This window comes from Halotalea alkalilenta DSM 17697 (assembly GCF_000621205.1).
GTDB lineage: Bacteria > Pseudomonadota > Gammaproteobacteria > Pseudomonadales > Halomonadaceae > Halotalea > Halotalea alkalilenta.
In genome coordinates, this window is sequence record NZ_KK211226.1 from 221093 (window position 1) to 247661 (window position 26569).

The window sequence follows — 26569 nt, forward strand, 5'->3', positions numbered from 1 at the left end:
AGCGCCATGTCCGGTCGCTATCCGTGTTCGAGGCGAACCGGCGCCTGAGCTCATTGCCCCCGCGGGAAGCGCTGGCTCTCTTCGAGCCGGTTGAGGTCCATGTGGTTGCGCATGTAGCGCTCGCTGGCCCGCGCCAGCGGCTGGTGGTCCCAAGGATAGTAGTGGCCGTGGCGCAGGGCATCGTAGACCACCAGGCGACGCGCCTGGCTATCGCGCACCTCGAGATCGAAGCGCTGCATGTCCCAGCGTTCTCGCACCCGCAGCATGAACTCATCGACCAGCGCCGCGTACTCGGCGGCCGACGCGAGGTTATCGAGCTCGTCGGGATCGGCCTCGAGGTCGAAGAGCTGCGGCGGGTCGAGCTCGCAGTGGGTGAACTTGTAGCGCCCATCGCGGATCGTCACCAGCGGCGCCTGGCTTCCCTCGGCGGCGTACTCCATCAGCACCGGGCCATGCTGGTCGCCGCCGCGCAGCAGCGGCAGCAGCGACTCGCCGTCGCTCCATGGCGCGACCTCGCTGAGGTCGATCCCGGCGAGATCGGCGAGCGTGGCGCTGAGGTCCAGGGTCGAGACCGGCGTATCGACCCGGCGCGGCCCGGCACCGGGGATCTCGATCGCCAGCGGCACCCTCGAGGAGCCGTCGAACGGACTCATCTTGAACCACAGCCCGCGCTCGCCAAGCATGTCGCCGTGGTCGGACAAAAACAGTATCACCGTGTCCTCGCGCATCCGGGTGCGCTCGAGCACGTCGAGCAGTCCGCCGATCTTGTCGTCGACGTAGGAAAGATTGGCGAAGTAGCCGCGCCGCGCGCGGGCGACGTCCGCGTCCCGGATCTCGAAGGATTCGAAGTCGCTGGCCTCGAGCAGCCGCCGCGAGTGGGCATCCTGTTCAAGGTAGGGAATCGGCGCGACGCTGGGGACGAGCGCATCGCAATCGGCATACAGATCCCAGAACCGCCGGCGCGCGACATAGGGGTCGTGGGGATGGGTGAAGCTCACCGTCAGACACCAAGGCCGCGGGTCGTGACCACGGGCGAGGTCGTAGAGCTTCTGCTCGGCGAGGAACGCCACCTCGTCGTCGTACTCGAGCTGGTTGGAGGTCTCGGCGATCCCGGCGCCGGTCACCGAGCCGAGGTTGTGGTACCACCAGTCGATCCGCTCGCCGGGCCGGCGGTAGTCGGGCGTCCAGCCGAAGTCGGCGGGGTAGACATCGGTGGTCAGCCGATGCTCGAAGCCGTGGAGCTGATCGGGACCGACGAAGTGCATCTTGCCCGAGAGGCAGGTCTGGTAGCCGACGCGACGCAGGTGATGGGCGAAGGTCGGCAGGTTGGAGGCGAACTCGGCGGCATTGTCGTACACCCCGGTCCCCGACGGCAGCCGACCGGTCATCAGCGAAGCGCGCGCCGGCGAGCACAGCGGGCTTGCGGTATAGCAGTGGGCGAAGTTCACGCCGCGCTGATACAGCCCGCGCAGGTGGGGAAGATGGAGAAAGGGGGCTGGACCATCCTCGAACAGACGACCATTGACCTGATCGGCGATCACGATCAGCAGGTTGGGGCGGGACATCTCATCTCCTCGGACGGTGGAGGGTGTGCGATCACGTTAGCCATGCTGACCTTTCGGTGTATCAGCTTCGACCCGGGTGCGGCAAGCCAGCCACACCGCGAGCCCCAGCGTGGAGAAGCCGATACCCAGCGCGCAGACCCCCAGCCAGCCCCAGTGGACGTAGAGCATCGCGGAGAACAGCGAACCGAGCGCGCCGCCGAGGAAGTAGCAAACCATGTAGGCGGCATTGAGCCGGTTGCGCGCATCCGGATCGATCCGATAGACCATGTTCATGTTGGTGATGTGCACCAGCTGCACGGCGAGGTCGAGGACCAGGATGCCGAGCAGCAGCGCGAGCAGCGACTGCCCGGCGAACAGCAGCGGCACCCAGCCGAGCAGCAGCAGCGCCAAACCCAGCGTGGTGGTCAGCTGCGCGCGGCCACGATCGACCTGGCGCCCGGTGATCGGCGCCACCAAGGCCCCGGCCGCGCCGACCAGGCCGAACAGCCCGATCACGCCATCGCTCAATCGATAGGGGGGTGCCGCGAGCAGGAAGGCGACCGGGGTCCAGAAAGCGGCGAAGGTGGCGAAGGTGAGCAGCCCGAGCAGCGCACGCAGCCGCAGCCGGGCGTGAACCAGCATCAAGCTGCCGACCGAGCGCATCAGCTCCGCGTAGCTCAGCCCCGCCGGCGTATACAGCGGCGGCAGCGCACGCCACAGCGCCAGGGTGGTCAGCGCCATCAGCCCACTCGCCACCCAATAGACCAGGCGCCAGTCGCCGAGCTCGGAGAGGGCGCCGGCGAAGCTGCGCGCCAGCAGGATGCCGAACAGCAGCCCGCTCATCACCGTACCCACCGCTCGTCCCCTGCGATCAGGCTCGGCGAGCGTGGCGGCGAACGGCACCAGCACTTGGGCCACCACCGAAAACAGAGCAGTGATCGCGGTCCCCAGCAGCAGCATCGGCAGCCCGTTGGCCGTGGCGCTAACCAGAAGCCCCAGGGTCGACAGCGACATCATCGTCACCACCAGCCGGCGCCGCTCGAGCATGTCGCCCAGCGGCACCAGGGCGAGCAGGCCGAGGGCGTAACCGAGCTGGGCGACGGTGACCACGATGCCCGCTCGGGAGTAGGAGAGATCGAGCCGCTCGGCGATGGTGTGCAGCAGCGGCTGGGCGTAGTAATTGCTCGCCACCGCTACCCCCGTGGCGACCGCCATCAGCAGCAGCAGCCAGGTGGGCAAAGCACGAGAGGTGGAAACGACGGGCATGAACGATGGCTCCTGGTTGATTTGCCGGGCAAGACTGGGCCAGCGGCCTGCGTGTTTCACATGAAACATGCCTGCCTTTCGCCGCGAGGGTATCGATCGCAGCTGATACGGATACCCACGTTAAGCCTCCATTAAACACTTCTCACCCATGTATCATGTCGATGGCGGCGCGCTTGGCCGTACCGTGAATCGAATGTTCCCAGCCAATGGAAGAGATGAACATGGAAGAAGAAATCAATCAGCTCTGGAGCCAAATGGGCGCCTGGATGCCGCTGCTGCTCAGCTATGCGGGCAACCTTGTGCTCGCACTGATCACCCTGGCGATCGGTTGGTGGGTCATCAGCCTGTTCACCGCTTCGCTGTCGCGCCTGATGAAGGCCCGCCATGTCGAGCCGACGCTGCAAAGCTTCGTGCTCAGCGTACTCGGCCTGCTGCTCAAGGCATTGCTGTTGATCAGTGTGGCTTCGATGGTGGGGATCGCCACCACCTCGTTCGTCGCGATCATCGGTGCCGCCGGCCTGGCGGTCGGCCTGGCGCTGCAAGGCAGCCTCTCGAACTTCGCCGGCGGCGTACTGATCCTGCTGTTCCGCCCGTTCAAGGTCGGCGACTACATCCTCTCCGGTGGCATCGAAGGCACGGTGACCTCGATCGAGATGTTCCGCACCATCCTGCGCACCGTGGACAACAAGGTCATCTACGTGCCCAACTCGAACCTTTCCAACAACGTGGTGACCAACACCTCGCAGGAAAGCACCCGGCGCGGCAGCGTCTCCCTGCTGATCGACTACGAAGACGACCCCGAGGAGGCACGCCGCCTGCTGCTGGCGATGATCGAGGGCGACGAGAAGATCAACACCACCCCGGCACCTGCGGTGAACTACGTGCCCAACGCCGGCAACATCGCGATCACGCTCTACTTCTGGAGCTCGGCCGGGGATAACGGCGGACTGGTGTCGCACTACTCCGAGGAGGCGATCAAAGTGCTCAAGCAGGCGGGCTTCCGCCTCGGCGTCAACTCCCGCGCCGGCAGCTGATCGATCCCGCCGCTCGCGGCCGCGGGCGGCGGCGTCACTCGGTTTCACCTCGCCAATTCGGCTCAGGCATACTGTCGCTCTACCCTCGCCAAGGCCAGAGCCGATGCGCCAAAAGCTGCCGATCTTCCTCGCCTGCGCCCTGATCGCCTTCTTTCTGGTGCTGGCCTGGCGTGTGCACTTCTCCCCTGATCCGGCCCGGGAGGGCTTCGCCCATTCGGTCGCCGCGCTGAATGCCGAACTGCCGGCGCGGATCGATGAGGAAACCCGGATCGATGCGGTCACCCTCGACTGGTCGAGCCGGGAAGTGCGCTATCGCTACACCATGCTCCAGCACACGGCAGGCGAGTTCGACCCGGATACCTTCACCACGCTGACCCTCGAGCAGCTTCGCCGCTCGCTCTGCCGGCAAAACCCTGGCGGACTGGCAAGCGCAGTGGCAAGCGGCCTGCGCATGCGGCACAGCTATGAGGGCGCGGACGGCGCCCCGATCGCATCGATACTGATCGACCCGAAGGATTGTCGACAACCAAGCCGCTACTGAGCCAGCAGCCAGATGCCCTTGGCCAGGTAGAAGCCCCCCACCGCGGTGACCAGCCACCTCGTCCAACGGCGGAAGTTGGCGTCGGTCAAACGTACCAGGATGAAGTTGCCGGCACGGGTGCCGAGCAGCGCGAAGGGTGCCGACACCAGCACCATCATCCATTCAGCGCTGCCGAGATGCAGCGTCGAACGCCAGTAGAACAGCACCTTGACCGCATGGGAGGCGACCTGGATCGCCGCCTTGGTCGCAATCACCGTGCGACGGTCCATCCGGGTACGAATGAAGAAGATATCGGTGGTGGGGCCGCTGACTCCGACCGCGAGATTCAATCCGCCGCTGAGCGCCCCGCTGATCAGCGCATGGGAGGGCCGGCTGGCGTCGAGCGCTAGCCACTGCCTGGGGATCCACACCATGATCGGCATCAGTCCGATCACCAAGGTCATGGTGACCAGGCTCGGGGTGTAGTCGACCAGCGCGAGCGCTCCCGCCGCCAGCCCAAGCCCCAGGCAGGAGATCGCCAGAATCCTCCAGTCGATGAAATCGCGCGAGAACCAGGCGCGCGAGGCATTGGCACAGATCTGCAGCACGCCCTGCACCGCGATCGCGGTGGCCGGCGGCAGGATCACCAGCAGCGCGCCGAGCAGCAGCAAGCCGCCGACCATGCCGAATACGCCGGAGAGCAGCGAGGTGAAGAACACCGCCACGATCAGCATCGATAGCAGCGGCCACCCGGTCATTGCGCGTTGGGTCCGAGCGGGCTTGGAGGAGGAATCGGCATGGCGACATCGTTCCACTGGCGAAATTGTCGACAATACTCCCGCTCGATACGCTCGTCACTACGACTCTCGTCGTTCTCCGGTCGCATCGGCCAGTACCCGCTCGAGCAGCGCACGCATCTGTGCGGAGAACGCGACCAGCACCGCCCGCTCGAGCGTGCCGTTCGGGCGCGGCTCGCACAGCACGCCTAGCGCGATCTTCGCCGCCGCCTCGTGGGGATAGCCGAAGATGCCGCAGCTGATCATCGGAAAGGCGATGCTCTCGAGCCCCTCCCGCTCGGCGAGCTCGAGCGCGCGCCGGTAGCAGCTGGCGAGCTGTCCGGCCTCGCCCCGCCCGCCGCCGTGCCACACGGGACCGACGGCGTGGATCACATAGCGCGCGGGCAGATCGAAGCCAGGAGACAGCTTGGCGTCACCGGTGGCGCAGCCGCCGAGCCCCCGACAGTAGTCGAGCAGCGCAGGCCCCGCGGCGCGATGGATCGCACCATCGACGCCACCGCCGCCGAGCAGGCTCTGGTTGGCCGCATTGACGATCGCATCGACCGCCAGTTGAGTGATGTCACCCTCGATCAGTTCGATCTTCATCGCTTTCACTCGTATCCGACCAGCGGCCGGAGCGTCGGGAGGCGCCGCTCGGTGAGTGACCGAACGCAGCGCCGCGCGCGAGCGACGTCGGCGCGCTCACTCGGCCGGCATGCCGGATTCAGCGTAGCCGCGGAAGCTCACGGCGCCATCGTTTTTGACCATGCAATCGAGATTGAAGAAGGTATTGCCATGTCCTTCCAGCGCGACCTTGAGCTCGAACGGCTGGCCCTCGACGTAGCGCTCGACGTTGTTGGAACGCACCAGATGGGTACCCAGGGAGGAGCCATCACGCGCCTCGGCGAGATCGACGCACTGCTGGACCAGTTCCTGCCCATGCGGCTGCTGCGCCTCGGCGTAGCCACCCAGGGCGGCGAGCAGGAAGCCGGCCGCAACCGCAATCTTGGTACTTTTCATCGAACTCTCCTGATTGGACATCCCATGGCTCCATCCACGGCGGTGCCGGCGTAACGATTGCCCGATATTCTCCCTGCCCAGCGGCAGCGGTGCTCGCGACATTCATTCGACAGGGCCTGGCGATGTCGTTAAGTTTGAATCAAGACTTCATTAGAGCACGGCTATGTATCGCTCGGCGAAGATTTCTCGCTCACCGCAACGATGGATCAAGCCCGCTCGGTCCGTCCGAAACTTTGACCCACGCCCAGCAAAGGTGATATCCAGCGCTCCCCCGATCGTCTCCCGAGGTACCGCATGTCGATTATCCACTGCATTCTCCACCGCTTCGCTCGCGAGCCGGACGGCGTCACCCAGCGCCTCGACCTGAGTGAGCGTTCACTTTCAGAGGATGAGGCGAGCGCTGGGCTGCTCGATACCCTGAGCGCGCGCTTCAACGGCAAGCCGAGGCTATGGGGTGGTTTCGCAGCCGAAGGCGAGGAGCGGGTCTTCTCGGAGCGGCTCGGCGCCTATCTCAGCGGCGAGCTGGACTTCGTCGCCTTCAGCCGCCAGGCCGCCGAACGGCTCGCCTCGCTGATGCGCGCATCCGAGCAGCCGCGCGACGGCCAGCTGGTGATGCTCCACACCAAGCGTGGGGAGATCGAGCAGCTATGGATCGCACTGCTGCCGGAGGGCGAGACGCTCGGCGTCGACGAGCAAGGCGAGCTGGTCGCGCGGCGCACGCTCAACTTCAATGCTTTCGACCTCGCCGCCCGCGTCGAGCTGCACGAGTGGCGCGCAGGCGAGACGCGGCGCTACCTTTCGGTGGTCAAGCGGCGCGGGCTCAAGCGAGAGGCCGACGACTTCAGCCGCTGGCTCGGCCTGGTCGAACCGGTCGATGGCGCGGAGACCACCCGCGCGCTGCTCGAAGCCTTCGAAGGCTTCGCGGTGGACGAAGGCTGGAGCGCGGAGCAGCGGCGCGACAAGCGCGAGCAGCTGACCGACCAGCTCGGCGACCATGCGAGCCGCGGGGAACGTGCGCCGCTCGAGACGCTCGCCGCGGCGCTCGACGACGCCCATCCCGAGGCATTCGTCGACTATCTCTCCCGTGGTGACCATGCGATCGAGCACGACGTGCCCACCGACCGCCGCACGCTCGGCTCTTTTCGCCGCTACACCGGCCGCGCCGGCGGACTATCGATCAGCTTCGATACCACCCTGCTCGGCTCACAGGTGGAGTACGACGCAGGCGGCGAGCGGCTGATCATTCGCGGGTTGCCGAAGAAGCTCAAGGAGCAGCTGGAACGCAGGGACGGCGAGTGAGCTTCATCGCCGGACGGCGCAAAAGGGCGGCGATCCGGGCGCAACGCTTGAGCTTAGAACCAACTTGCCTAATCCAGACCCGGCTGAAAGCTGTATTCGGCCCATCGCTTTGAGGTAAAAACCTTCGCCCTGCCTGTTCGCATCGACCACCAACGAGGACTACCGATGACCGCACCGCACGCCACCGAACCCACTCCCGCCCCCGAGACGCCTCCGAGCGCCGGCAGCTTCGATGTCGTGGTGGTCGGCGGAGGCTCCGCGGGGATCGGTGTCTGCGCAAGCCTGCTGCGCCGCCAGCCTGGGCTCAGGATCGCGATCATCGAGCCGAGCGCCAGGCACTGCTACCAACCGGCTTGGACACTGGTCGGCGGCGGTGTGTTCGATGTCGCCAAGACCGTTCGCCCGACCGCCGGGCTGATCCCCCCGGGCGCCACCTGGCTCCAGCACGCCGCGGAGCGAATCGACACCGACGCGCGCCAGGTGCTGCTGGACGACGGTCGCGCGGCCGGCTATCGCCAGCTGATCGTCTGCCCGGGGCTGCGGCTGGCGTGGGAGAAGATCGACGGGCTGGAGGCGACGCTGGGCGAAAACGGAGTGACCTCCAACTACCGCCTCGACCTCGCGCCCTACACCTGGAAGCTGGTCCAGGGGCTCGACCGCGGTCGCGCGCTGTTCACCCAGCCGGGGATGCCGATCAAGTGCGCCGGCGCCCCGCAAAAGGCGATGTACCTGGCCTGCGACCACTGGCGCCGGGAAGGGGTGCTCGGGCGTATCGAGGTCGAATTCGACCTCGCCGGCGCGGCCCTGTTCGGGGTCGCCGACTTCATCCCGTCGCTCCAGCACTACGTCGACCTCTACGGCGCCAAGCTCGCTTTCGAATCCAACCTGGTCGCGGTCGACGGGCCGAGCAAGCGCGCCTGGTTCGAGGTCAAGGGGCCGGATGGCGAGAAGACCCGGATCGAGAAGTCGTTCGACATGCTCCACGTAGTGCCACCACAGGTGCCGCCGCAGCTGATCGAACGAAGCGGCCTCGCCGACGACGCCGGCTGGTGCGCAGTCGACCCCGAGACCCTGCAGCACCGCCGCCATGCCGAGATATTCTCGCTGGGCGACGTGATCGGCACCACCAATGCCAAGACCGCCGCCGCCGCGCGCAAGCAGATCGTGATCATCGCCGAGAATCTGCTCGCCGCCCGCGAAGGCCGCCCGCTCCCCGCCCGCTACGACGGCTACGGCGCCTGCCCGCTGACGGTCGAGCGCGGCAAGGTGGTGCTCGCCGAGTTCGGCTACGGCGGCAAGCTGCTGCCGACCTTCCCGCTCGACCCCAAGGTCGCCCGGGCCTCCGCCTGGCAGCTCAAGACCCGCCTGCTGCCCTGGCTCTACTGGAACGCCATGCTCAAAGGCCGCGAGTGGTTGACCAAGGCCCAAGTCGAGCGGCGCTGAAAACAGCCGAGGGTGGTCCAAGGGGAAGCGCTATACGGTTTTCGGCCCGGTGACCGCAGTGGCTACGTCGGCTCTCTCTTCCTGAGCCTCGAAGCGCTCGGCGGCGGGTGCCGAGATGCCGATGGCGCCTCCCTCTCAGTCTCCCTCTTGACCTAGCGACTCGGCCCGGTGCAAGCGTTCGATCAGGTTGTCGAGCACGCGCCAGAACATCCGGCGAGCACCTTCGAGGTAGTCGAGTCGCGAGGCGTCGTCATCCTCGAGGGTGTTGAAGGGGCCGGCGGGTAGATCGGTGGCCCGGCGCTTCGCCAGTTCGCGCATGGTTTCGGCGAGCATCTCCGGATGCGCCTGGATACCGATCACTCGATCCCCATAGGTGAAGATCTGATGGGCGCATCCTTCGCTGCTGGCCAGGCACTCCGCGTCCTTTGGCAGCTCAAAGGTGTTGCGGTGGAAGAAGAACAGCGGCAGCAGCGGCGCGACACCGTCCAACAGCGGGTGCCTCTCTCCCAGCGCATTGAGCTTCACCGGCCACCAGCCCGATTCAGCATGGCGAGCCGGGACCAATCTTCCGCCCAACGCCTCGGCGGTCAGCTGGGCGCCGAGGCAGATGCCTACCACCCCCTTGCCCGCAGCGATGGCTTCGCCAATCAGCCGGGTCTCCTCCTCGCGCCAGCCAGCGCATTTGGCCGGCACCCCGCCGAGGATCACCAGCACGTCGAACGCAGCGAGGGATGGCAGCGGTTCCCCTCGATCCAAACGGCTCGCACTGAGCCGATGGCCGCGCTCGCTCGCCCACTGGATCAGATTGCCCGCTCCGGAGTCCGCCGAATTACGCAGGTAGCATACGTTCATGCCTCGGCCTCCCGGTCGGAGCGCTGGGATTCACCGGCGCCAACGCTGCGGCGGCGGATCAGCAGCAACAGCGCAATGGCGAGCAGCAACGAGAAGGTGAGAAAGGCGAACCCCAAGGCCTGTCCATCGACCCGGCCATTCAGGAAACCGACCGCAAAAGGTCCAGCGAAGCCGCCTAGGTTGCCGCTAGCGTTGATGATCGCGATACCGGCAGGGGCGGTTTCACGGTTCAGATGCTGCGAGGGTATCGCCCAGAACGGCCCGTTGAAGGCGAAGATACCCATCACGGCCAGCACCAGCGCGCCCAGCAGCACCAGCGGGGAGTCGATGCCGCTGAAGATCATCAGCAAGTAGACGAAGATGATCAGCACCAACGGCAGCGCGGCATGGAAGTGACGCTCCTGGCGCGCATCGGAGCGCCGCCCCCAGAGGTTCATCGCGAGGGCGCCGGCGACGTAGGGAATGGCGGTCACCAGGCCGATCTGGAAATTGCTCAGCCCATAGACCGCAGTGAAGCGCTGGGCGAGCTGGGGAATGAAATAGATCAACCCCAGCGTGCCGGTGATGTAGGCGAAATAGAGCAGCGACAGCGTCCACACTCGGCGGTCGGCGAAAGCGAGGCGCGCGCCGTGCAGCTCTCCTTTGCCATCGCCATCGCTGGGCTGATCGGACGCCAAGTGCGCCGACAACAGCGCTTTTTCTTGCGGATCCAGCCACTTGGCCTGCTGTGGTCGATCATCCAGGTACCAGAGCGTGATCGGCCCGAGCAAGATCGCGACCGCGCCCTCGATGATGAACATCCAGCGCCATCCGTCGAGCCCGAAGGCGCGGACGTGATCGATCAAAAGCGTCGACAGCGGTCCACCGAGGATGAACGCCACCGGGATCGCGGTCATGAACAGAGCGACGATCCGCGCCATCATCGCGCGCGGGAACCAGTAGGTGAGATAGAGGATCACCCCTGGAAACAGCCCCGCTTCGGCGACCCCCAGCAGGAAGCGGAGCAGGTAGAGCTGGGTGGCGTTCTGCACGAACCCGGTCAGCACCACCACTATCCCCCAGGTCATGCAAATCCGGCAGATCCACTTGCGTGCGCCGAAGCGATGCAACAGCAGATTGCTCGGCACCTCGAAGAGAAAATAGCCAATGAAGAAGATGCCCGCCGCGAACCCATAGATTTCGGCGTTGAAGCCCAGCGAGGCATTCATCTCGAGCGCGGCGTAGCTGATGTTGGCGCGATCGATGTAGGCGACCACGTAGAGCAGCAGCAGATAAGGGATGATGCGTCGCGATACCTTGCCGGTGACCTCAGCAATGCGCGTCTCCATGGCATGTTTCTCCAAGCTAAGCCTTGTCGTTGTGTGATGGACGAGGCCCATGCGGCCCTTTGACTTTGTGCATTTGACATGCCATTTCAGTTAATAATTGTGGCTTTGATTGTTTTGATCGAGAAAATCGGTCAACATCGCAGCCGTTTTTCGTCCCCAATCCGCATCGCCTCCGCTGTGACACCTTTTGTGCGAATGCGCCCGGGCTTGTACCAAGGCGTTTCGGGCCACGCGCCAGAATGGGGCAAGCTGCGGCTGTCTGGCCGTCGACGGTGCGGAAAGGTGCACACACAAGGAGCACGCCATGCGTCCCCAAGAGCGTCGTCAGAGGATTCTCGAACTGCTGCGCCAGCGCGAACGGCTCAGCGTGGAAACCCTCGCCAGCGCCTTCTCGACCTCCCACGAGACGATTCGCCGCGACCTGACGGCGCTTGCCGGTGAGGGGCTGGTGAATAAATTCCACGGCGGCGCTTCGCTGCCGCCGAGCGGCGAGTGGGAGAACGCCTTCGATACCAGGATGCACGAGCACGCCAGCGAGAAACGGGCGGTGGCACGCGCCGCGGCGCGGCTGTTCTCCCCCGGTGACAGCTTGATGATCGATACCGGCACTACCACCCTCGCCTTCGCCCAGGAGCTGGCGCGGCTCGAGCGGCTGACGGTGATCACCAACTCGGTCGCCATCGCATCGACGGTCAGCGAGGCGGGCCACCGCACCTTCATGATCGGTGGTGAATACCATCTCGACGCCGGCGAGAATCTCGGTGCGCTGGCGCTGGAGCAGATCAGGCGCTTCAACGCCGAGCACGCAGTGCTGACGGTAGGCGCCCTCGGAGTCGACGGCGCAATGGACTATTCGATCGAAGAGACCGAGGTGGCCCGCACGATGGCCGACCAAGCGCGCTACCTGACCGTGATAGCCGACGGCTCCAAGCTCGGTCGACGCGCACTGTTCCCGGTGCTGCCGCTGAGCCGCATCGATCGCCTGGTGGTCGATCGCCCCCCGCAGGGCGCGATCGGCGAAGCACTGGAACAGGCCCGGGTCGAAGTGGTGGTAGCAGCACTGGGGTGAACTCGCCGCACGCAATTCGGTCAATTTGGCTTGGAATCGGTCAATTAAATGAGGCATATTTGCGCATTACGAATGACCCATCTTTCATCCGAGCTGACCGATGCCCCTGAAGGACACCTTCCTCCAACGCTACGATGTCGCCGTGATTGGCGCCGGCGTAGTCGGCTGCGCCATGGCGCGGCGCTTCGCGCTCGAAGGGGCACGCGTGGTGCTGCTCGAGCGCGGCAGCGATATTCTCGCCGGCGCGAGCAAGGCCAATAGCGCCATTCTCCACACCGGCTTCGACGCACCGAGCGGTAGTCTGGAGCTCGAGTGCATGCAGGCCGGATATCGCGAATATCTGCAAATCCACACCCGGTTCGACCTGCCGCTGCTGCGCAGCGGCGCCCTGGTGGTGGCCTGGAGTGAAGAAGACGAGCAGCGGCTGCCGGGCATCCTCGCCCAGGCCCACGACAACGGTGTGGACGATGTCTCGCTGATCGATCGGAAGCGATTGCGCCAGCTCGAACCCGCGCTGGCAGCGAATGCCCGGGCGGCGATAAGCGTGCCAGGAGAACATTTGATCGACCCATGGAGCACCCCGCTGGCCTATCTGCAGCAAGCGCTGGCGCACGATGCCAAGGTGCTGCGTGAGGCCGAAGTGGCGTCAGGCGATTTCGATGGCGAGTGGTGGCGACTCTCGACCGCTCGCGGCACGCTGATGGCACGGGAGGTGATCAACTGCGCCGGGCTCCACGGTGACCGACTGGAACACCGCCTGCTCGGCCGATCGAGCTTCACCATCCACCCACGCAAAGGCCAGTTCGTGGTCTTCGACAAGGCCGCCGCCCGGCTGATCGAGCGCATCGTGCTGCCGGTGCCCAGCGAGCGCACCAAGGGCATCGTGCTGACCCGCACGGTCTATGGCAACCTGCTGGTCGGTCCCACCGCAGAAGAACAGCAAGAGCGCGACCACGCCGCACTCGATCAAGCCGTTCTCCAGGGGCTGATCGCCGCCGCGGTCGAGCGCATTCCGGCGCTCGCCGGCGTACCGGTCACCGCCGCTTACGCGGGGCTGCGCCCGGCCACCGAGCGCAAGGAGTACCGGATCGAAAACTACCCCGACCGCCACTGGATCAGCGTCGGCGGCATCCGCTCCACCGGCCTCACCGCGGCGCTGGGAATCGCCCAGCACGTCCACCGGCGCTATGCAGAGCGCCACCGCCACTCGGCGGTCGAAACACCGCTCTGGCCGAAACTGCCCAACCTCGCCGAGCACCGCGAGCGCGACTGGCAGCGCCCAGGCTACGGCGAGATCGTCTGCCACTGCGAGCTGGTCACCCGGCGCGAGATCGACGCTGCATTCGCCTCGCCATTACCACCCGGAGACCTCGGCGGGCTGAAGCGCCGCACCCGCGTCTGCATGGGCCGCTGCCAGGGCTTCTACTGTGGCGCGCGGGTCGCCGAACTGAGCGCCGGCCACTTCACTCGAGCGCTCGCCGAGCCGCTGGTAGCGAACCGCAGGGGCGGCAGCCACGGCAAGGACCACGCCGATGATTGAATCGTTGCTCGATTACGACGTCGCGATCATCGGCGCGGGCCCCGCCGGACTCGCCGCGGCGATCGAGCTCAAACACCAGGGCGTGGCCAGGGTCGCAGTGCTCGAACGTGACGCCGAAGCCGGCGGCATTCCGCGCCATTGCGGCCACCCGCCGTTCGGCATGCGCGAGTATCGGCGAGTGCTCAGCGGCCCCGCTTATGCCCGACGCAACGTCGAGCGCGCGCGCGCGGCGGGAGTAGAGCTGCGCCTGCGCCACTCGGTGGTCGCGCTCGGCGAAGGCGGTGTGATCGACGCAGCCAGTCCCGAGGGCCAAGTTCGCATCGTGGCCAAACGCGTGCTGCTCGCCACCGGCGCGCGCGAGACGCCGCGCTCGACGCGCCTGATCTCCGGAGATCGCCCGTTCGGCGTGATCAATACTGGCGCCCTGCAGTCCTATCTCTATCTCGAGCGGCTCAAGCCGTTCAGCCGACCGCTGATCGTCGGCAGCGAACTGGTCGCGCTCTCCGCACTGCTGAGCTGCCGCCGCACGGGGATCAAACCGGTGCTGATGATCGAACAGGCGGAGAAACCGTTGGCGCGCTGGCCGCTGGCGCTCTTCCCGCGTCTTTGCGGGGTACCGTTCGAATGCTCGACCCGGCTCGAGTCGATCGAAGGCAGGGAGCGGGTCGAGGCGGCCTGGATCCGAGGCAGCGATGAAGAGCTTCGACGGATCGACTGCGACGGCGTGCTGCTCACCGGTCGCTTCGTACCGGAGTCGAGCCTAGTCCGGCTCTCCCACCTGGAGCTCGACGCCGGCAGCGGCGGGCCGATGATCGATCAGTACGGCCGCTGTTCGGATCCCGCCTATTTCGCCGCTGGCAACCTGCTGCGCCCGATCGAGACCGCGGGCTGGTCCTATCGTGAAGGCCGCCGGATCGCCGCGCTGATCGCACGCGACCTCACCGACCCACTGCCGCGATCCCATCCGGGCATTAGGCTGCAGTGCCTGCCACCGATCAGGTTCTGCGTGCCTCAACGACTGGTGACCCCGATTGGCGACGGCCTGGCGCATCTCCAGCTGCGCACCGAGCGCCCTGCCAAGGGAATCCTGAGCGTGCGGGGCAGCGCGGGCGTGGTATGGCAGCGACAGGTGCACTTGCTACCGGAGAGGCGCATCCTGATCCCGCTCGACCGGCTCCGGCTGGCTGCAGGGGAATCGGGGCTCACCATCGAACTGGAAGAGAACCGGGAGCGAAGCCGATGAAGCTGCTCGCCGTCGATCAGGGCACCACCAGCACCCGCTCGGTGCTCAGCGACGAAACCGGCCGGGCACGGGTAGTGCGCTCCCTGCGCCATGCCCAGCATCGCCCCCGGCCGGGCTGGGTCGAGCATGATCCCCTCGAACTCCTGGCCCATCTCGAATGCTGTATCGAAGCGGCGGGCCCGGTCGCCGCGATCGGCATCGCCAACCAGGGCGAAAGCTGCCTCGCCTGGGACTCCCAAAGCGGCGAACCGCTGTCACCGGTGATCGTCTGGCAGGACAGCCGCACCACCGATGAGATCGAACGGCTGCGCGCCAGCGGTGCCGAGGCGCTCACCCGGGCGCGCTGCGGGCTGCCGCTGGACGCCTACTTCTCGGCCAGCAAGCTTGGCTGGCTGGTCGAGCGGCTGCCCGAGGTCGGTCGCGCCCTCAGCGCCGGCCGGCTGCGACTCGGCACTACCGATGCCTGGTTCCTCGAGCGGCTCACCGGCCATTTCGCCACCGATGTCACTACCGCCTCGCGCACCTCGCTGATGGACCTGCGCACTCGGCGCTGGGATCCCGAGCTGTGCCGGCTGTTCGGCGTACCGATCGAGGCGCTGCCGGAGATTCGCTCGAGCGTCGGCGACTTCGGCGACTACCGCGGCACCCCAGTGACCGCCTCGGTAGTCGATCAGCAAGCCTCGCTCTATGGCCACGGCTGCCGACTGCCGGGCGAGGCGAAGATCACCTTCGGCACCGGCGCCTTCGCCCTTGCTCTGAGCGGCGAACGGATCATCCAGGGAGCGGCCTCGGGACTCACCACGACGATCGGCTGGGAACTCGATGGCACGCCCTACTATGCCGTCGAAGGTGGCGTCTACGATGCGAGTTCAGCGGTGGAGTGGGCCTCGCGGCTCGGCCTGTTCGAACGGCTCGACCAGCTCGGTGGCTTCGACGCCGCGCCTGCGATCTCACGCCGGCTCGCCTTCGTGCCCGCCCTGTCGGGGCTCGCCTGCCCGCATTGGGACCGACGCGGCGCAGCGCTATGGATCGGGATGGATGCGGCCAGTGGCCGCGAGGATCTTTGCCAGGCGCTGCTCGAGGGCATCGCACTGCGCAGCGCAGAGGTGATCGGTGCAATGGACAGCCATCTGGCGGTGACCGACCAGCTGTCGATCGACGGCGGTCTGGCTCGAAATCCTTACTTCGTCCAGTTCCTCGCCGACGTGCTGCAGCGAGCGATCATCACCCAGCGCTTCGACGAGCTGACCGCTTTCGGCTGCGCCGCACTCGCCGGCCGCGCGCTCGGCGTCACCCTGCGGGCCGACCACAACATTGCCGGAGTCAGCTACCCGCGGGTCGACGCCGCCACCGCCGCCGGCTGGCGTCGATGCTTCGCTGAAGCAGTGGAGAAATCACGCCACTGGCGCTAAGGCACGTCATCGCTCCCCGGCGCCTGCAACAGCCGGCGGGGGCCGCTGCCGTGGGCGGCGAGCAGGTCGTCGGGGTTGGCGAGGCGGCAGCGCTTGAGCGAGAGACAGCCGCAGCCGATGCAGCCATCGAGTTGGTCGCGCAGTTGGACCAGCGCCTCGATGCGCTGGTCGAGACGCGATCGCCAGGCCGCGGAGAGTGCGATCCAGTCGGCGCGGGTGGGGGTCCTGCCTTCGGGCAGAGTCGCAAGCGCCGAGAGGATCTCATCGAGCGGGATACCGAGCCGCTGGGCGGCGCGGATCACCGCCAGCCTGCGCAGCACGTCGCGGCGATAGCGGCGCTGGTTGCCGGTGGTGCGACGGCTCTGGATCAGTCCACGCGATTCGTAGAAGTGCAGGGCGCTGACCGCGACACCGCTGCGGCGGGAGACTTCACCGACGCCGAGCTCTTTCGTCATAGCGATTGACCTCAAGTCGACTCGAGGTCTCAAGCTGCGCCGGGTTCCTCCCGGCGTCAATGCCATGGCCTCTTCTTCCTCCCCCGCTGCCGCCCCTCGAAATTCGCCCGGCCGATCACTGCGCCAGGCGCCAGCGCCCGTCCCGGTCCTGAATGAAGTTCAGCGCCAGCGGCTGGGCGGGCATCAGGCTCGCGACGCCGCGCGATACCGACAGCCATACCTCGCAGCGATACCGGCTGTCGCTGCCCTCCCGGGTGCAGTCGTCCGGCAGCGAGACATCGATGTCACTGCTCGATACCAGGCCGCCGGTATAGCCTGAGATTTCTCCAAGATTGCCGACCAGCGCCTGGCGCACATCTCCCTCGCTGGGACCTTGGCTGGCACAGCCAGTGAATAGCAACGCAGCGGCGAGCAGCGGGATCACTTTGTACATGCGCGGATGCTCCATCAGAGGGTCAGGCCAGAGTTTGGACCATACCAGGGCGTATGGGCATCCATCCTGAAAAGCCCGCCCTCGACTCGACCCTCCAGACCCGCCCGCCCTGGGCATCGACCTTACCGGCCCCGAGGCTGGTCCGACTGCGCGGGCAGCGTTTTGCGCGGCGCCCGTTTGCCGGGATAATCCAGGTCGACACCGCGCCCGTGACGCGTCGAGGAAATACCATGTCCGAGATCACCATCGACCACCAAGCCCTGCGACGCCAGACCACTCGCCGACAGCTGCAGCAAATCATCGCAGGACTCAGCGATGGGGTGATCCTGCTCGATCCGAGCGGCGAGCTGGCCTGGGCCAACCAGGCGGCACTCGAGATGCACGGTGTCGATGAGCTCGAGTCGCTAGGCGGCGACGTCGGCACCTATCGCGAGCGCTTCCTGCTGCGCTATCGCAACAACCATCCGCTCCAGCCGGGTCAGTACCCGCTCGAACGATTGCTCGCCGGTGAAAGCTTCGAGGACGTAGTGATCGAGGTCGCCCCAGTCGCAGAGGAAGCCCCACCGCTTCGCATCCACCGCGCGCGGGGCCTGGTGCTGACCGATGAGAACGACGAAGCGGACTGCCTGGTGCTGGTGGTCCAGGATGCCACCGACTGGGCGCTCGCCGAGCAGCGATTCGAGCGCACCTTCAATGCCAACCCGGCACCGGCACTGATCTGCCGGCTCAGCGACCAGCGCTACGTCAAGGTCAACCAAGGCTTTCTCGAGATGACCGGGCTTACCCGCGAGGCGGTGATCCAACGCTCGGTCTACCAGCTCGATGTGTTCTCCCAGGCCGAGCGACGCGCCCAGGCGATCGAGCGACTCGAGGCGGGCCAGACCATCGCGCAGATGGAAGCCGCGCTGGCACTGCCCGATGGCAGCAACAAATGGGTGATGGTGGCCGGACAGCCGATCGACTTCAATGACGAGCCCTGCATGCTGTTCACCTTCACCGACCTCGAGCCGCGCCGGCGCATGGAGCTCGCGCTACGGCTCAGCGAGGAGCGCTTCGAGAAAGCGTTCAGGATGTCGCCGGTGCCGAGCACGCTGGTCGGCGAGGACTTCGTGCTGTTCGAGGTCAACGATGCGTTCGTCTCCACCCTGGGCTACGACGGCGAGACGCTGGTCGGACGCAGCGCCGAGTCGCTCGGCCTGTGGGAGGAGGAGAGCCGCCGCCGGTTCGACGAGAGTCTCGCCAAGGAGGGGAGCGTGCGAGGACTCGAGCTGCAAGTCCGCACCCGCCAGGGCGAGGTGCTCGACTGCCAGGTTTCGGCGGAGCGCGTGCTGTTGCAAGGCGAAGAGATCTGCACCCTGGTGACCCTGCTCGACATCACCGAACGGCGGCGCAGCGAAGCGGAGTTGGTGAATGCGATCGAGGCGGTGATGCAGGATGCTTCCTGGTTCAGCCGAACCCTGCTCGAGAAGCTCGCCAACGTGCGCCGCGCCAACGTGGCTGGAAAATCGGAAGGGCCAAGGCTCGACGATCTTTCGGCGCGCGAGCGGGAGGTCCTGTCGCTGCTCTGCCAGGGTCTGGCCGACAAGGAGATCGCACGCAAGCTCGGTCTCGCCCCCAACACCGTGCGCAACCACGTCTCGACCATCTACGCCAAGCTCGGCCTCCACAGCCGCGCGGAAGCCATCGTCTGGGCACGCGAGCGCGGTATCTTCGGCCTCGGCTACTGACCCCCGCAAATGCACTAGCCCAGCTAGTGCTAATGTCTCTATGCGAAGCTCGACGCCACGCGCAGAATCCCTGCCACGTACCGGTAGTGGCACCAGGGATGGTCCCGGTGCAGAAGGATCTGCACCGACCGCAAGCGCAGTGTCTGCCGGTACCACTCACAGCAGCCAGGATGGCCCCCGGACGCAGGGATGCGTCCACCTTCATATCGCGATCTTCCGTGATCTTTTGGCACCGCCTGCTAGAGTTTGAATACTCGGTATCGCAAAAGCCTTGCTTGGCGAGCCGAGACTGACGACGCGGTCGTCCACGAAGTGCACGCACAGGAGCGAACATGTCCAAGGAACGTATCGAAGGCCAGGCACGCGATGTGCTGGGTCAAGCGCAGGAAAGCTACGGCGACTTCATCGACGATGACGAGCAGCGGCTCAAGGGCAAGCTGCGCCAGAAGGCGGGCCAGGCCCAGGCGAGCTACGGCGAAGCGATCGACAACGTACGCGAATTCACCGTCAGCAACCCCTTCGGGGCGCTGGCGACCGCGGCAGCCATCGGCTTCGTGATCGGGCGTATCTGGCGGCTCTGAGCCCCCAGCTCCAACGCATCGTGCCATCATCCCCGGGATGATCCTCCGCGGCCCCGCGACCCACGTCGCGGGGCCGCTTTCGTCTCCGCGCCGCGCATGGCATGCTGTTCGACCCTAGGCCATGTCGAGCACCCGATGCCCGGCACGGCCTGAATCAAACGATCCGATCGGTCGACGCGAGAAGCGAAGAGGACGCCATGGCATTCAAGGTTTTCGTCGATGGGCAGGAGGGTACCACTGGCCTTCGGTTGCTCGATTATCTGAACCTGCGCGACGACATCGAGCTGCTGCGCATCGATGACACCAAGCGCAAGGATCGCAACGAGCGCTCCCGCTTCCTCAACGCCGCCGATGTCGCCTTCCTCTGCCTGCCCGACGATGCTTCGCGCGAAGCGGTCGGCCTGGTCGAGAACCCCGATACCTGCGTGATCGACGCCAGCACCGCCTTTCGTACCGATCCGCACTGGACCTATGGCCTGCCCGAGCTCGCCGCCGGCCAGCGTGAGAAGATTCGCGCCTCGAAACGGATCAGCAATCCCGGCTGCCACGCCAGCGCCTTCGTGCTGCTGGTGCGGCCATTGATCGACGCGGGTCTCCTGCCACCGAGCCACCCACTCAGCGCCTTCTCGCTGACCGGCTACAGCGGCGGCGGCAAGCGCATGATCGCCGAGTACCAAGGCACGAGCGATCCACGGCTCGCCAGCCCGCGCCCCTACGCCCTGGGGCTGATGCACAAGCATCTACCGGAAATGTGTGCCCAGACCGGGCTCGAGCTCGCACCGGTGTTCACCCCGGTGGTCGGCCCCTTCCTCAAGGGGCTCTCGGTGCAGATCCCGCTGCAGCTCGCCACGCTGGCCGGCGTCGACGCAGCCGCGGTGCACGCCGCCTACGCGCGCCACTATGCGGGCGAGCGCTTCATCCGCGTGCTGCCGCTGGATGACGAGCGCAACCTCGACGCCGGTTTTCTCGATGTCCAGGGCTGCAACGATACCAACCGCGTCGACCTGATGATCTGCGGCAACGCCGAAAGGCTGCTGCTCGTCGCCCGCCTCGACAATCTCGGCAAGGGCGCCGCGGGTGCCGCCATCCAGAGCATGAACGTCCATCTCGGCTGCGACGAGGGCCGCGGACTGAATCTCGACTGAAAGGCCGACGAGCGCAGGCGCTTTTCAGACAGCCGTGTCTCCAACCGCCGGTCATCCGACCGGTGGTGCAGGTCAATGACAAACCCCTTTTAACCCAGCGACGTTTTCCATCTAGGCGAGTCGAGAACCGTTTTCGTCCCAACGAGCCTATCGCTCGTTTAGATGCGAGGGGCGGCCCCCTCGCGCTCCCCCTTTAGGGGGACGCGCCGCCACGAGATCGCGAAACCCTGGCCGATCAATCGTTTGTCCTCGGGTCGGCGCGCATGGACATCTGACCGCCATGGATGGCGGGAATGCGGAAAATGCAGGAGCAGTTTTTCCGCCCTGTCCGGGCGCGCCTTTTGCGACATCCATGTCGCAAATCCCGGTGCAATCGATTGCCGGCCAGCGCGCTCTCGGAGGCGGCTGGAAGCCATCGTGGCATCTTCAAATACTTTGTCGGCAGTCTTAACCGCCGGTCATCCGACCGGTGGTGCGATCGCCTCCAAGCCAACCCCCACTTTGATCATCTCCGGCAATGAGTCACATAGCTGCAATCGATTCGTGGCAGCCTGGGTATCGGCGCATAATTAGCTTCAATGCTAATGAATGCGTCCCGGCCACCCGGCACGCTGAAGAGGACATCGATATGAAACGCAGGAGGATTCTCGTCACCGTCTTGGCCTTCGCCATGCTCGCGATCGCCATTCGCCGCCTGTTCGCCGGCCGCGCCGATACCAGGGCCGTCGCCGCCAACGAGGAGCGAGAGAGTGAAAGGCAGGCCACCCGCCTTCCCGCTGGCTGCATCCGCCCAACCACCTTCGACGCCAAATCCCTGCGCGCTCCGCGGCAGGCAGCCAACCAGGCGGACGCGCGTGACGTCTGCAAAGCGCTGTGTGGCGCTTGCTAGCGCGGGTCCGCTCTTCTAGTCCCCAGCGATAGCGCTGCGCAGGCAGTCGGCGAACAGGGTCAGGGCCGCGGCCCGGCGCTGGCTGGCGCGGGAGACCAGCACCAGCTCACGATGAAAGGTCACCTCACCGAGCGACAGCACGCGCAGCCGTTCGCTGCGCTCGAGCCACGGCCCGGCGGCGGGAATCAGCGACACACCAAGACCGCATTCGACCATCCGCGCGATCGCCTCGAGCTCGTCGGCTTCGATCACTTGGCGCGGCGTGATCCGCTGGCGCTTGAGGAAGCGCTCGACCAGCCGGCCACCGAAGGAGCTTCGGTCATAGCGAATGAACGGCTCGGTGGCGAGCAGATGCAGTGGATCGCTCGATGCCTGGCCGTCGTTTTCCCCGCGCGGCGCGATCACCACGTACGGCTCTTCGCCAATACCCTCGGCGTGGAGCTCCTTGGGCAGCGCGAAGGGCGCGCGCAGCAGCAGTGCCAGATCCACACTGCCGGCATCGACCTGATCGAGCAGCCCGAGCGACACCCCCGGCACCAGCCGCACCCGCAGCTTCGGCGCCCGCTCGCGCAGGCGCAGCAGCGCCTGGGGGAGCCTTCCGCTCTGCAGGCTGGCGATCGCGCCGACCCTGAGCTCGCCGCGAAGCTCCTCGGCCTCGTTCAGCGCCAGCATCCTGCGCTCGAGCCCGACCATCTCCTCGGCCAGCGGCAGGATCCGCTTGCCCGCGGCGTTGAGCACCGCGATACGCCCAGTGCGGTCGAACAAACGCTCGCCAAAGCGGGTCTCGAGCTGCTTGATCTGAGCGCTGACCGACGACTGGCTGAGCCCGACCTGCAGGCCCGCAGCGGCGAAGGTGCCGTACTCGACGACGGCAAGGAAGGTCTTGAGCTCTCTGATCATGCTCTGGATCGATCCATTTTTCCGATATCAGATAGCTAAATTACACTCTTTCAATCGATATATCCGCCGAGGGAGAATGACCGCCACAACGAACTCCCGAGGAGCAACACCCATGGCCCTGTCTCCCTTCCATCTTGCCATTCCCGTCTACGACCTTCCCGCCGCCCGCAGCTTCTACGGCGAGCTGTTCGGCCTCGAAGAAGGCCGCTCCAGCGACCATTGGGTCGACTTCGACTTCTTCGGCCATCAGTTGGTGATCCACGAGCACCCCAAGACCACCTCGCAGGAAGCCGCCCATACCAATGCGGTCGACGGCCACGACGTGCCGGTGCCGCATTTCGGCGTGGTGCTCGGCTGGGAGGAGTGGGAAGCGCTGGCCGAGCGGCTCAAGGCGCACGGCACCGAATTCGTGATCGAACCCTACGTGCGCTTCAAAGGCCAGGTCGGCGAGCAGGCCACCATGTTCCTGTACGATCCCTGCGGCAACGCGCTCGAGTTCAAAGCGTTCAAGGACATGAGCCAGCTTTTCGCCAAGTGAGGCCCCAGCGCCATCGTGCTGGCGGCCGGCCGCGGTGCGAACCGAAGGTTCAGGATGCCGGGGCTTGGCGCCTTTCGCCGTATCGGCGCGCAGCCTCCACCAGGGCCAGGAAGATGCCGCGGTCCGCGGCGGTTTCGAGATACTCGGGATGCCACTGCACGCCCAGGCAAAAAGTGAGCCCCGGACACTCGATGCCCTCGATCACGCCGTCGGGCGCCCGCGCGGTGACTACGCAGCCGGGGCCTACCGACCGCACCGCCTGGTGGTGGGAGGTATTGACGCTCAGTTCGCGGGCCCCGGTCACCGCATGCAGCAGGCTGCCCGGCGCTATCGTCACCGGATGATGGACCAGTTCGCCGGCGGCCCTGCGGTTGTGCCCCAGCTGATCACCGATCTCGTCGGGGATGTGCTGGATCAGGCTGCCGCCGGTGAGCGCAGCGATCAGCTGCTGCCCGCCGCAGATGCCGAGGACCGGCAGGTCGCGCGCCATCGCCGCTTCGAGCAGTACGCGTTCGAAGCGGGTGCGTTCGGGCTTCAAGCGGATGGTCGGCGTACTGATCCGTTCGCCGAACAAGGCGGGGTCGATATCGAAGGCACCACCGGTGATCACCAGGGCGTCACACAGCGCGATCAGCTCGGGGACGAGCTCTGGATGGTGGGGCAAGGCGATCGCCACGCCACCGCAGGCATTGACGCTCGAAATGTAGTTCTGGCGCAGCGCGTACCAGGGCGAGGCAGCGTAGCCACCGGCGGGCTCGGCATCCAGGGTGATGCCGATGACAGGCTTGGTCGATGCAGCCACCATGAGCGCAATCTTCCGGTAGAGGGCCTCGGGCCAAACTAGCACCACTCGGTGGCTTCGCTCCACACGAGCCGCTCATCCGACGATTATCCAACCATTCAAGCCAACGCCCCCGGGCGCGTTCAATCGCGGCCGGGGGCGTCGGGCTTGGTCAGTGTGTCATCGGTGCATAGAGCGCTGGGTCAGCGTGGCCGCCGCACGCGAGGCTGCCGGGCGGCGTCGGGCGCATCCAGTACCCGCCGGGCATCGCCACAGGAGAGCAGCAGGCTGGTGGAGGAAAGCACGCTGAGCCCGAAGACGAAGTAGCGGGCGAGCATCCTGAGTAAATGTCCAAGCATCATCAATACCTCCCGTCGGATTCAGGATTCGCCGTCGGCGAATCCTTCGACCTTCGCAGTATCCCCTTGGAGCGCATTGCAGTGGAGCGCGTTCGCGTGTCGAAGCGTAACCACCGCTCCGACCAGCGCTCTCAGGCCAACCGCGCACTCGGCGCCAGCCGTACCGCCACCGACTTGGAGTTGGGGGTATTGCTCTTGATCCCGACCGAGTCGAGCGGAATCAACGGGTTGGTTTCAGGATAATATGCCGCCGCACAGCCCTCGGGGGTGTCGTAGGAGACTACCCGGAACGCCTCGGCGCGGCGCGGTACGCCGTCCTCCTCGCGTCCGACCAGATCGACCCACTGTCCATCCTCGAGCCCGAGCCGCTCGATGTCGTTCGGGTTGAGGAAGATCACCCGGCGCATCCCCTTCACACCACGATAGCGGTCGTCGTAGCCATAGACCGTGGTGTTGTACTGATCGTGGCTGCGCAAGGTCTGGAGCGTCAACCAGCCCGCCTCGCGGGCGAGCCGCTGGTGCAGCACCGCTTCCGGCAGCGGGTCGCTCGAGAATTCGGCCAATCCGCTGGCGGTGGGGAACTCGCGCCGCGCGCCAGGGTTGCCGAGCCAGAAGCCCCGCGGCTCGCGCACCCGCCGGTTGAAATCGCTGAAGCCTGGAATCACCTCGGCGATCTGGTCGCGAATCCGGTCGTAGTCCTCGGCGAGCGCCATCCAGTCGACCACCTGGCTGCCGAGCAGCCGCTCGCCGATGCCGCAGATCACCGCGACCTCGGAGCGCAGCATCGGGGAGGCCGGGCGCTGGATGCCCGCCGAGCCGTGCACCATGCTCATCGAATCCTCGACGGTGATCAGCTGCGGCGTGCCGTCCGCCTTGGCGTCGGTCTCGACCCGACCGATCACCGGCAGGATCAGCGCGTCGCGTCCGGTGACCAGGTGGCTGCGGTTGAGCTTGGTGCTCATGTGCACGGTGAGGTTGCAGCTCGAGAGCGCCGCCTCGCAGACGTTCGAATCCGAAGTGGCGCGGGCGAAGTTGCCGGCGAGACCGATGAACACCTTGCATGCACCCTCGCGCATCGCGCGGATCGCCGAGACGGTGTCATGGCCATGGCCGCGTTTGAGGCTCACTCCGTAGTAGCGCTCCAAGGCTTGGAAGAACCACTCCGGCGCCTTCTCGTTGACGCCCATGGTGCGATCGCCCTGGACGTTGGAGTGGCCGCGCACCGGGCAGGTGCCCGCTCCCGGCTTGCCGATGTTGCCACGCAGCAGCAGCAGGTTGACGATCTCGCGTACGCTTGCCACCGAGTGCTCGTGCTGGGTGATGCCCATCGCCCAGCAGATGATCGTCGCGTTGGAGCGGATGTAGATCTCGGCGGCGCGGGTGATCTCTGCCCTGGAGAGACCCGACTGCGCCTCGATCGTCTCCCAAGCGGTGGCCTCGACCACCGTCCTGTAGGCATCGACGCCGTGGGTGTAGCGCGCGATGAAGTCGTGATCCAGCGCGTCGCGCTCGAACACCACCTTGGCCATCCCTCGCACGATCGCCATGTCGCCGCCGAGCTTGGGACAAAGATACATCGAGCTGACCGCCTCGCTGCCGCCGCGCAGCATCTCGAGCTTGCGCTGCGGATCGGCGAAGCGCTCGAGACCGCGCTCCTTGAGCGTATTGATCGCCACCACCTCGCAGCCGCGCTCGTGCGCCTCGCGCAGGGTGCCAAGCATGCGCGGATGGTTGGTGCCAGGGTTCTGACCGAAGCTGAAGATCGCCTCGGCGCGCTCGAAATCATCCAGCAGCACGCTGCCCTTGCCGACCCCGAGCGCCTCCCCGAGGCCGACCCCGCTCGCCTCATGGCACATGTTCGAGCAGTCCGGCAGGTTGTTGGTGCCATAGAGCCGGGCCAGCAGTTGGAACATGTAGGCGGACTCGTTGCACGCCTTGCCCGAGGTGTAGAACAGCGCCTGGTCGGGATCATTGAGCGCGCGCAGATGATCGGCGATCAGATCCAGCGCATCACTCCACTCGATCGGCACGTAGCGATCGCTCGCGCGGTCGAAGCGCATCGGCCGGGTCAGCCGGCCCTGGTCCTCGAGCCGGTAGTCGTCCCAAAGCTTCATTTCACTGACCGTGTAGCGCTCGAAGAAGGCGTCATCGACCCGCTTCGAGGTGGTCTCCCAGCTCACCGCCTTGACCCCGTTCTCGCAGAACTCGAACGACGAGCCGTGCTCCGGATCGCCCCAGGCGCAGCCCGGGCAGTCGAAGCCATCGGGCTGGTTGAGCTTGAGCAGCGCGCGTACGTTGGCGAGCGGCGCACCGCTGTGGGATAGGTGCGCGCCGACCGCCTTGAGCGCCCCCCAGCCCGCGGCCGGCCCTTTATAGGACTCTATACGGGGTTTGGACATACGACCTCCTCGGCAG

At 66.2% G+C, this 26569-nt stretch carries 26 protein-coding genes; 13 read left to right on the forward strand and 13 right to left on the reverse strand.

The window, feature by feature from the left end; genetic code table 11:
* Positions 1-50 precede the first annotated feature (50 nt).
* Together betC and Q376_RS0110275 are read right to left on the reverse strand one after the other, a co-directional pair.
* Entirely contained in the window at positions 51-1565 is a 1515-nt protein-coding gene (betC, locus tag Q376_RS0110270; protein ID WP_027350236.1) for a choline-sulfatase, read from the reverse strand.
* Between the two features lie 36 nt (positions 1566-1601).
* Positions 1602-2810 (reverse strand): MFS transporter, encoded by a 1209-nt coding sequence (locus Q376_RS0110275; protein ID WP_043447278.1) that lies wholly within the window; start codon positions 2808-2810, stop codon positions 1602-1604.
* A gap of 221 nt (positions 2811-3031) precedes the next feature.
* Here Q376_RS0110275 and Q376_RS0110280 point away from each other — a divergent pair, with 221 nt between their 5' ends.
* A complete protein-coding gene (locus Q376_RS0110280) occupies positions 3032-3844 on the forward strand; it encodes a mechanosensitive ion channel family protein (protein WP_043447461.1) in 813 nt (270 codons plus the stop codon).
* Between the two features lie 103 nt (positions 3845-3947).
* Positions 3948-4385: a hypothetical protein gene (locus tag Q376_RS0110285; protein ID WP_027350239.1), complete on the forward strand. Its 438-nt coding sequence runs from the start codon at positions 3948-3950 to the stop codon at positions 4383-4385.
* Here the strand turns inward: Q376_RS0110285 and Q376_RS0110290 are convergent.
* The 3 genes from Q376_RS0110290 to Q376_RS0110300 all read right to left on the reverse strand — a co-directional run bounded on the left by Q376_RS0110290 (position 4379) and on the right by Q376_RS0110300 (position 6160).
* Positions 4379-5122: a TSUP family transporter gene (locus Q376_RS0110290; RefSeq protein WP_027350240.1), complete on the reverse strand. Its 744-nt coding sequence runs from the start codon at positions 5120-5122 to the stop codon at positions 4379-4381. The two genes, Q376_RS0110285 and Q376_RS0110290, sit on opposite strands and share 7 nt — an antisense overlap.
* Before the next feature lie 99 nt (positions 5123-5221).
* A complete protein-coding gene (locus Q376_RS0110295) occupies positions 5222-5746 on the reverse strand; it encodes an O-acetyl-ADP-ribose deacetylase (RefSeq protein ID WP_027350241.1) in 525 nt (174 codons plus the stop codon).
* A 96-nt stretch (positions 5747-5842) separates the two neighbouring features.
* On the reverse strand, positions 5843-6160 hold the full coding sequence (locus Q376_RS0110300) for a hypothetical protein (protein WP_043447282.1): 318 nt from the start codon (positions 6158-6160) through the stop codon (positions 5843-5845).
* A 294-nt stretch (positions 6161-6454) separates the two neighbouring features.
* Between Q376_RS0110300 and Q376_RS0110305 the strand changes: the two genes are divergently transcribed.
* Both Q376_RS0110305 and Q376_RS0110310 read left to right on the forward strand, forming a co-directional pair.
* Positions 6455-7459, forward strand: coding sequence for a nucleoid-associated protein (locus tag Q376_RS0110305; protein WP_027350243.1), 1005 nt, complete (start codon positions 6455-6457; stop codon positions 7457-7459).
* 165 nt (positions 7460-7624) lie between these two features.
* On the forward strand, positions 7625-8902 hold the full coding sequence (locus tag Q376_RS0110310; RefSeq protein ID WP_027350244.1) for an NAD(P)/FAD-dependent oxidoreductase: 1278 nt from the start codon (positions 7625-7627) through the stop codon (positions 8900-8902).
* 135 nt (positions 8903-9037) lie between these two features.
* On the opposite strand, the gene Q376_RS22225 is transcribed toward Q376_RS0110310, so the two are convergent.
* Positions 9038-9754 carry a type 1 glutamine amidotransferase gene (locus Q376_RS22225; RefSeq protein ID WP_052365121.1) on the reverse strand — a complete coding sequence of 239 codons (717 nt, stop codon included), beginning with the start codon at positions 9752-9754 and terminating at the stop codon, positions 9038-9040.
* Positions 9751-11082, reverse strand: coding sequence for an MFS transporter (locus tag Q376_RS0110320; RefSeq protein WP_027350245.1), 1332 nt, complete (start codon positions 11080-11082; stop codon positions 9751-9753). The genes Q376_RS22225 and Q376_RS0110320 overlap by 4 nt, the downstream gene beginning before the upstream one ends.
* Before the next feature lie 304 nt (positions 11083-11386).
* On the opposite strand from Q376_RS0110320, the gene Q376_RS0110325 reads away from it, so the two are divergent.
* The 4 genes from Q376_RS0110325 (at position 11387) to Q376_RS0110340 (ending at position 16346) form a co-directional block, all read left to right on the forward strand.
* Positions 11387-12151 carry a DeoR/GlpR family DNA-binding transcription regulator gene (locus tag Q376_RS0110325; RefSeq protein WP_027350246.1) on the forward strand — a complete coding sequence of 255 codons (765 nt, stop codon included), beginning with the start codon at positions 11387-11389 and terminating at the stop codon, positions 12149-12151.
* Between the two features lie 100 nt (positions 12152-12251).
* Positions 12252-13691, forward strand: coding sequence for an NAD(P)/FAD-dependent oxidoreductase (locus tag Q376_RS22230; protein ID WP_052365122.1), 1440 nt, complete (start codon positions 12252-12254; stop codon positions 13689-13691).
* Positions 13684-14934 carry an NAD(P)/FAD-dependent oxidoreductase gene (locus Q376_RS0110335; protein ID WP_027350247.1) on the forward strand — a complete coding sequence of 417 codons (1251 nt, stop codon included), beginning with the start codon at positions 13684-13686 and terminating at the stop codon, positions 14932-14934. Before Q376_RS22230 ends, Q376_RS0110335 begins: the two co-directional genes overlap by 8 nt.
* Positions 14931-16346 (forward strand): FGGY family carbohydrate kinase, encoded by a 1416-nt coding sequence (locus tag Q376_RS0110340; RefSeq protein WP_027350248.1) that lies wholly within the window; start codon positions 14931-14933, stop codon positions 16344-16346. Before Q376_RS0110335 ends, Q376_RS0110340 begins: the two co-directional genes overlap by 4 nt.
* Here Q376_RS0110340 and soxR read toward each other — a convergent pair.
* Together soxR and Q376_RS0110350 are read right to left on the reverse strand one after the other, a co-directional pair.
* Positions 16343-16801, reverse strand: a complete 459-nt coding sequence (gene soxR, locus Q376_RS0110345; protein WP_027350249.1) for a redox-sensitive transcriptional activator SoxR — start codon at positions 16799-16801, stop codon at positions 16343-16345. The two genes, Q376_RS0110340 and soxR, sit on opposite strands and share 4 nt — an antisense overlap.
* A gap of 115 nt (positions 16802-16916) precedes the next feature.
* Positions 16917-17234 (reverse strand): hypothetical protein, encoded by a 318-nt coding sequence (locus Q376_RS0110350; RefSeq protein ID WP_027350250.1) that lies wholly within the window; start codon positions 17232-17234, stop codon positions 16917-16919.
* Positions 17235-17464: 230 nt separating this feature from the next.
* On the opposite strand from Q376_RS0110350, the gene Q376_RS0110355 reads away from it, so the two are divergent.
* From Q376_RS0110355 to Q376_RS0110370, 4 genes are all read left to right on the forward strand, one after another.
* A complete protein-coding gene (locus Q376_RS0110355) occupies positions 17465-18961 on the forward strand; it encodes a helix-turn-helix transcriptional regulator (RefSeq protein ID WP_052365123.1) in 1497 nt (498 codons plus the stop codon).
* A 332-nt stretch (positions 18962-19293) separates the two neighbouring features.
* Positions 19294-19542 (forward strand): CsbD family protein, encoded by a 249-nt coding sequence (locus Q376_RS0110360; protein WP_027350252.1) that lies wholly within the window; start codon positions 19294-19296, stop codon positions 19540-19542.
* 197 nt (positions 19543-19739) lie between these two features.
* On the forward strand, positions 19740-20687 hold the full coding sequence (argC, locus tag Q376_RS0110365; protein ID WP_027350253.1) for an N-acetyl-gamma-glutamyl-phosphate reductase: 948 nt from the start codon (positions 19740-19742) through the stop codon (positions 20685-20687).
* 628 nt (positions 20688-21315) lie between these two features.
* A complete protein-coding gene (locus tag Q376_RS0110370; RefSeq protein ID WP_027350254.1) occupies positions 21316-21576 on the forward strand; it encodes a hypothetical protein in 261 nt (86 codons plus the stop codon).
* 15 nt (positions 21577-21591) lie between these two features.
* Here the strand turns inward: Q376_RS0110370 and Q376_RS0110375 are convergent, their stop codons facing one another.
* On the reverse strand, positions 21592-22476 hold the full coding sequence (locus tag Q376_RS0110375; protein WP_027350255.1) for a LysR family transcriptional regulator: 885 nt from the start codon (positions 22474-22476) through the stop codon (positions 21592-21594).
* A gap of 112 nt (positions 22477-22588) precedes the next feature.
* On the opposite strand from Q376_RS0110375, the gene Q376_RS0110380 reads away from it, so the two are divergent.
* Positions 22589-23014: a VOC family protein gene (locus Q376_RS0110380; protein ID WP_027350256.1), complete on the forward strand. Its 426-nt coding sequence runs from the start codon at positions 22589-22591 to the stop codon at positions 23012-23014.
* A gap of 49 nt (positions 23015-23063) precedes the next feature.
* On the opposite strand, the gene Q376_RS0110385 is transcribed toward Q376_RS0110380, so the two are convergent.
* The 3 genes from Q376_RS0110385 to Q376_RS0110395 all read right to left on the reverse strand — a co-directional run bounded on the left by Q376_RS0110385 (position 23064) and on the right by Q376_RS0110395 (position 26553).
* Complete coding sequence (locus Q376_RS0110385; RefSeq protein ID WP_043447476.1) at positions 23064-23819, reverse strand: gamma-glutamyl-gamma-aminobutyrate hydrolase family protein; 756 nt, start codon at positions 23817-23819, stop codon at positions 23064-23066.
* Between the two features lie 179 nt (positions 23820-23998).
* Positions 23999-24157 carry a hypothetical protein gene (locus Q376_RS24810; RefSeq protein ID WP_155834279.1) on the reverse strand — a complete coding sequence of 53 codons (159 nt, stop codon included), beginning with the start codon at positions 24155-24157 and terminating at the stop codon, positions 23999-24001.
* Positions 24158-24285: 128 nt separating this feature from the next.
* Positions 24286-26553, reverse strand: a complete 2268-nt coding sequence (locus tag Q376_RS0110395) for an FdhF/YdeP family oxidoreductase (RefSeq protein WP_043447286.1) — start codon at positions 26551-26553, stop codon at positions 24286-24288.
* Positions 26554-26569: the final 16 nt, after the last annotated feature.

What these genes read in the sequence shown, in the direction of transcription:
- Q376_RS0110355 (WP_052365123.1), top strand. Translation starts at nt 17,465, where the DNA reads ATGTCCGAGATCACCATCGACCACCAAGCCCTGCGACGCCAGACCACT.
- Q376_RS0110295 (WP_027350241.1), bottom strand. Translation starts at nt 5,746, where the DNA reads ATGAAGATCGAACTGATCGAGGGTGACATCACTCAACTGGCGGTCGAT.
- Q376_RS0110395 (WP_043447286.1), bottom strand. Translation starts at nt 26,553, where the DNA reads ATGTCCAAACCCCGTATAGAGTCCTATAAAGGGCCGGCCGCGGGCTGG.
- Q376_RS0110370 (WP_027350254.1), top strand. Translation starts at nt 21,316, where the DNA reads ATGAAACGCAGGAGGATTCTCGTCACCGTCTTGGCCTTCGCCATGCTC.
- Q376_RS0110385 (WP_043447476.1), bottom strand. Translation starts at nt 23,819, where the DNA reads ATGGTGGCTGCATCGACCAAGCCTGTCATCGGCATCACCCTGGATGCC.
- Q376_RS0110290 (WP_027350240.1), bottom strand. Translation starts at nt 5,122, where the DNA reads ATGACCGGGTGGCCGCTGCTATCGATGCTGATCGTGGCGGTGTTCTTC.
- Q376_RS0110275 (WP_043447278.1), bottom strand. Translation starts at nt 2,810, where the DNA reads ATGCCCGTCGTTTCCACCTCTCGTGCTTTGCCCACCTGGCTGCTGCTG.
- Q376_RS24810 (WP_155834279.1), bottom strand. Translation starts at nt 24,157, where the DNA reads ATGATGCTTGGACATTTACTCAGGATGCTCGCCCGCTACTTCGTCTTC.
- Q376_RS0110340 (WP_027350248.1), top strand. Translation starts at nt 14,931, where the DNA reads ATGAAGCTGCTCGCCGTCGATCAGGGCACCACCAGCACCCGCTCGGTG.
- Q376_RS0110280 (WP_043447461.1), top strand. Translation starts at nt 3,032, where the DNA reads ATGGAAGAAGAAATCAATCAGCTCTGGAGCCAAATGGGCGCCTGGATG.
- argC (WP_027350253.1), top strand. Translation starts at nt 19,740, where the DNA reads ATGGCATTCAAGGTTTTCGTCGATGGGCAGGAGGGTACCACTGGCCTT.
- Q376_RS0110320 (WP_027350245.1), bottom strand. Translation starts at nt 11,082, where the DNA reads ATGGAGACGCGCATTGCTGAGGTCACCGGCAAGGTATCGCGACGCATC.
- Q376_RS0110300 (WP_043447282.1), bottom strand. Translation starts at nt 6,160, where the DNA reads ATGAAAAGTACCAAGATTGCGGTTGCGGCCGGCTTCCTGCTCGCCGCC.
- soxR (WP_027350249.1), bottom strand. Translation starts at nt 16,801, where the DNA reads ATGACGAAAGAGCTCGGCGTCGGTGAAGTCTCCCGCCGCAGCGGTGTC.
- Q376_RS0110305 (WP_027350243.1), top strand. Translation starts at nt 6,455, where the DNA reads ATGTCGATTATCCACTGCATTCTCCACCGCTTCGCTCGCGAGCCGGAC.
- Q376_RS0110335 (WP_027350247.1), top strand. Translation starts at nt 13,684, where the DNA reads ATGATTGAATCGTTGCTCGATTACGACGTCGCGATCATCGGCGCGGGC.
- Q376_RS0110380 (WP_027350256.1), top strand. Translation starts at nt 22,589, where the DNA reads ATGGCCCTGTCTCCCTTCCATCTTGCCATTCCCGTCTACGACCTTCCC.
- betC (WP_027350236.1), bottom strand. Translation starts at nt 1,565, where the DNA reads ATGTCCCGCCCCAACCTGCTGATCGTGATCGCCGATCAGGTCAATGGT.
- Q376_RS0110325 (WP_027350246.1), top strand. Translation starts at nt 11,387, where the DNA reads ATGCGTCCCCAAGAGCGTCGTCAGAGGATTCTCGAACTGCTGCGCCAG.
- Q376_RS0110285 (WP_027350239.1), top strand. Translation starts at nt 3,948, where the DNA reads ATGCGCCAAAAGCTGCCGATCTTCCTCGCCTGCGCCCTGATCGCCTTC.
- Q376_RS22230 (WP_052365122.1), top strand. Translation starts at nt 12,252, where the DNA reads ATGCCCCTGAAGGACACCTTCCTCCAACGCTACGATGTCGCCGTGATT.
- Q376_RS0110375 (WP_027350255.1), bottom strand. Translation starts at nt 22,476, where the DNA reads ATGATCAGAGAGCTCAAGACCTTCCTTGCCGTCGTCGAGTACGGCACC.
- Q376_RS0110360 (WP_027350252.1), top strand. Translation starts at nt 19,294, where the DNA reads ATGTCCAAGGAACGTATCGAAGGCCAGGCACGCGATGTGCTGGGTCAA.
- Q376_RS0110350 (WP_027350250.1), bottom strand. Translation starts at nt 17,234, where the DNA reads ATGTACAAAGTGATCCCGCTGCTCGCCGCTGCGTTGCTATTCACTGGC.
- Q376_RS22225 (WP_052365121.1), bottom strand. Translation starts at nt 9,754, where the DNA reads ATGAACGTATGCTACCTGCGTAATTCGGCGGACTCCGGAGCGGGCAAT.
- Q376_RS0110310 (WP_027350244.1), top strand. Translation starts at nt 7,625, where the DNA reads ATGACCGCACCGCACGCCACCGAACCCACTCCCGCCCCCGAGACGCCT.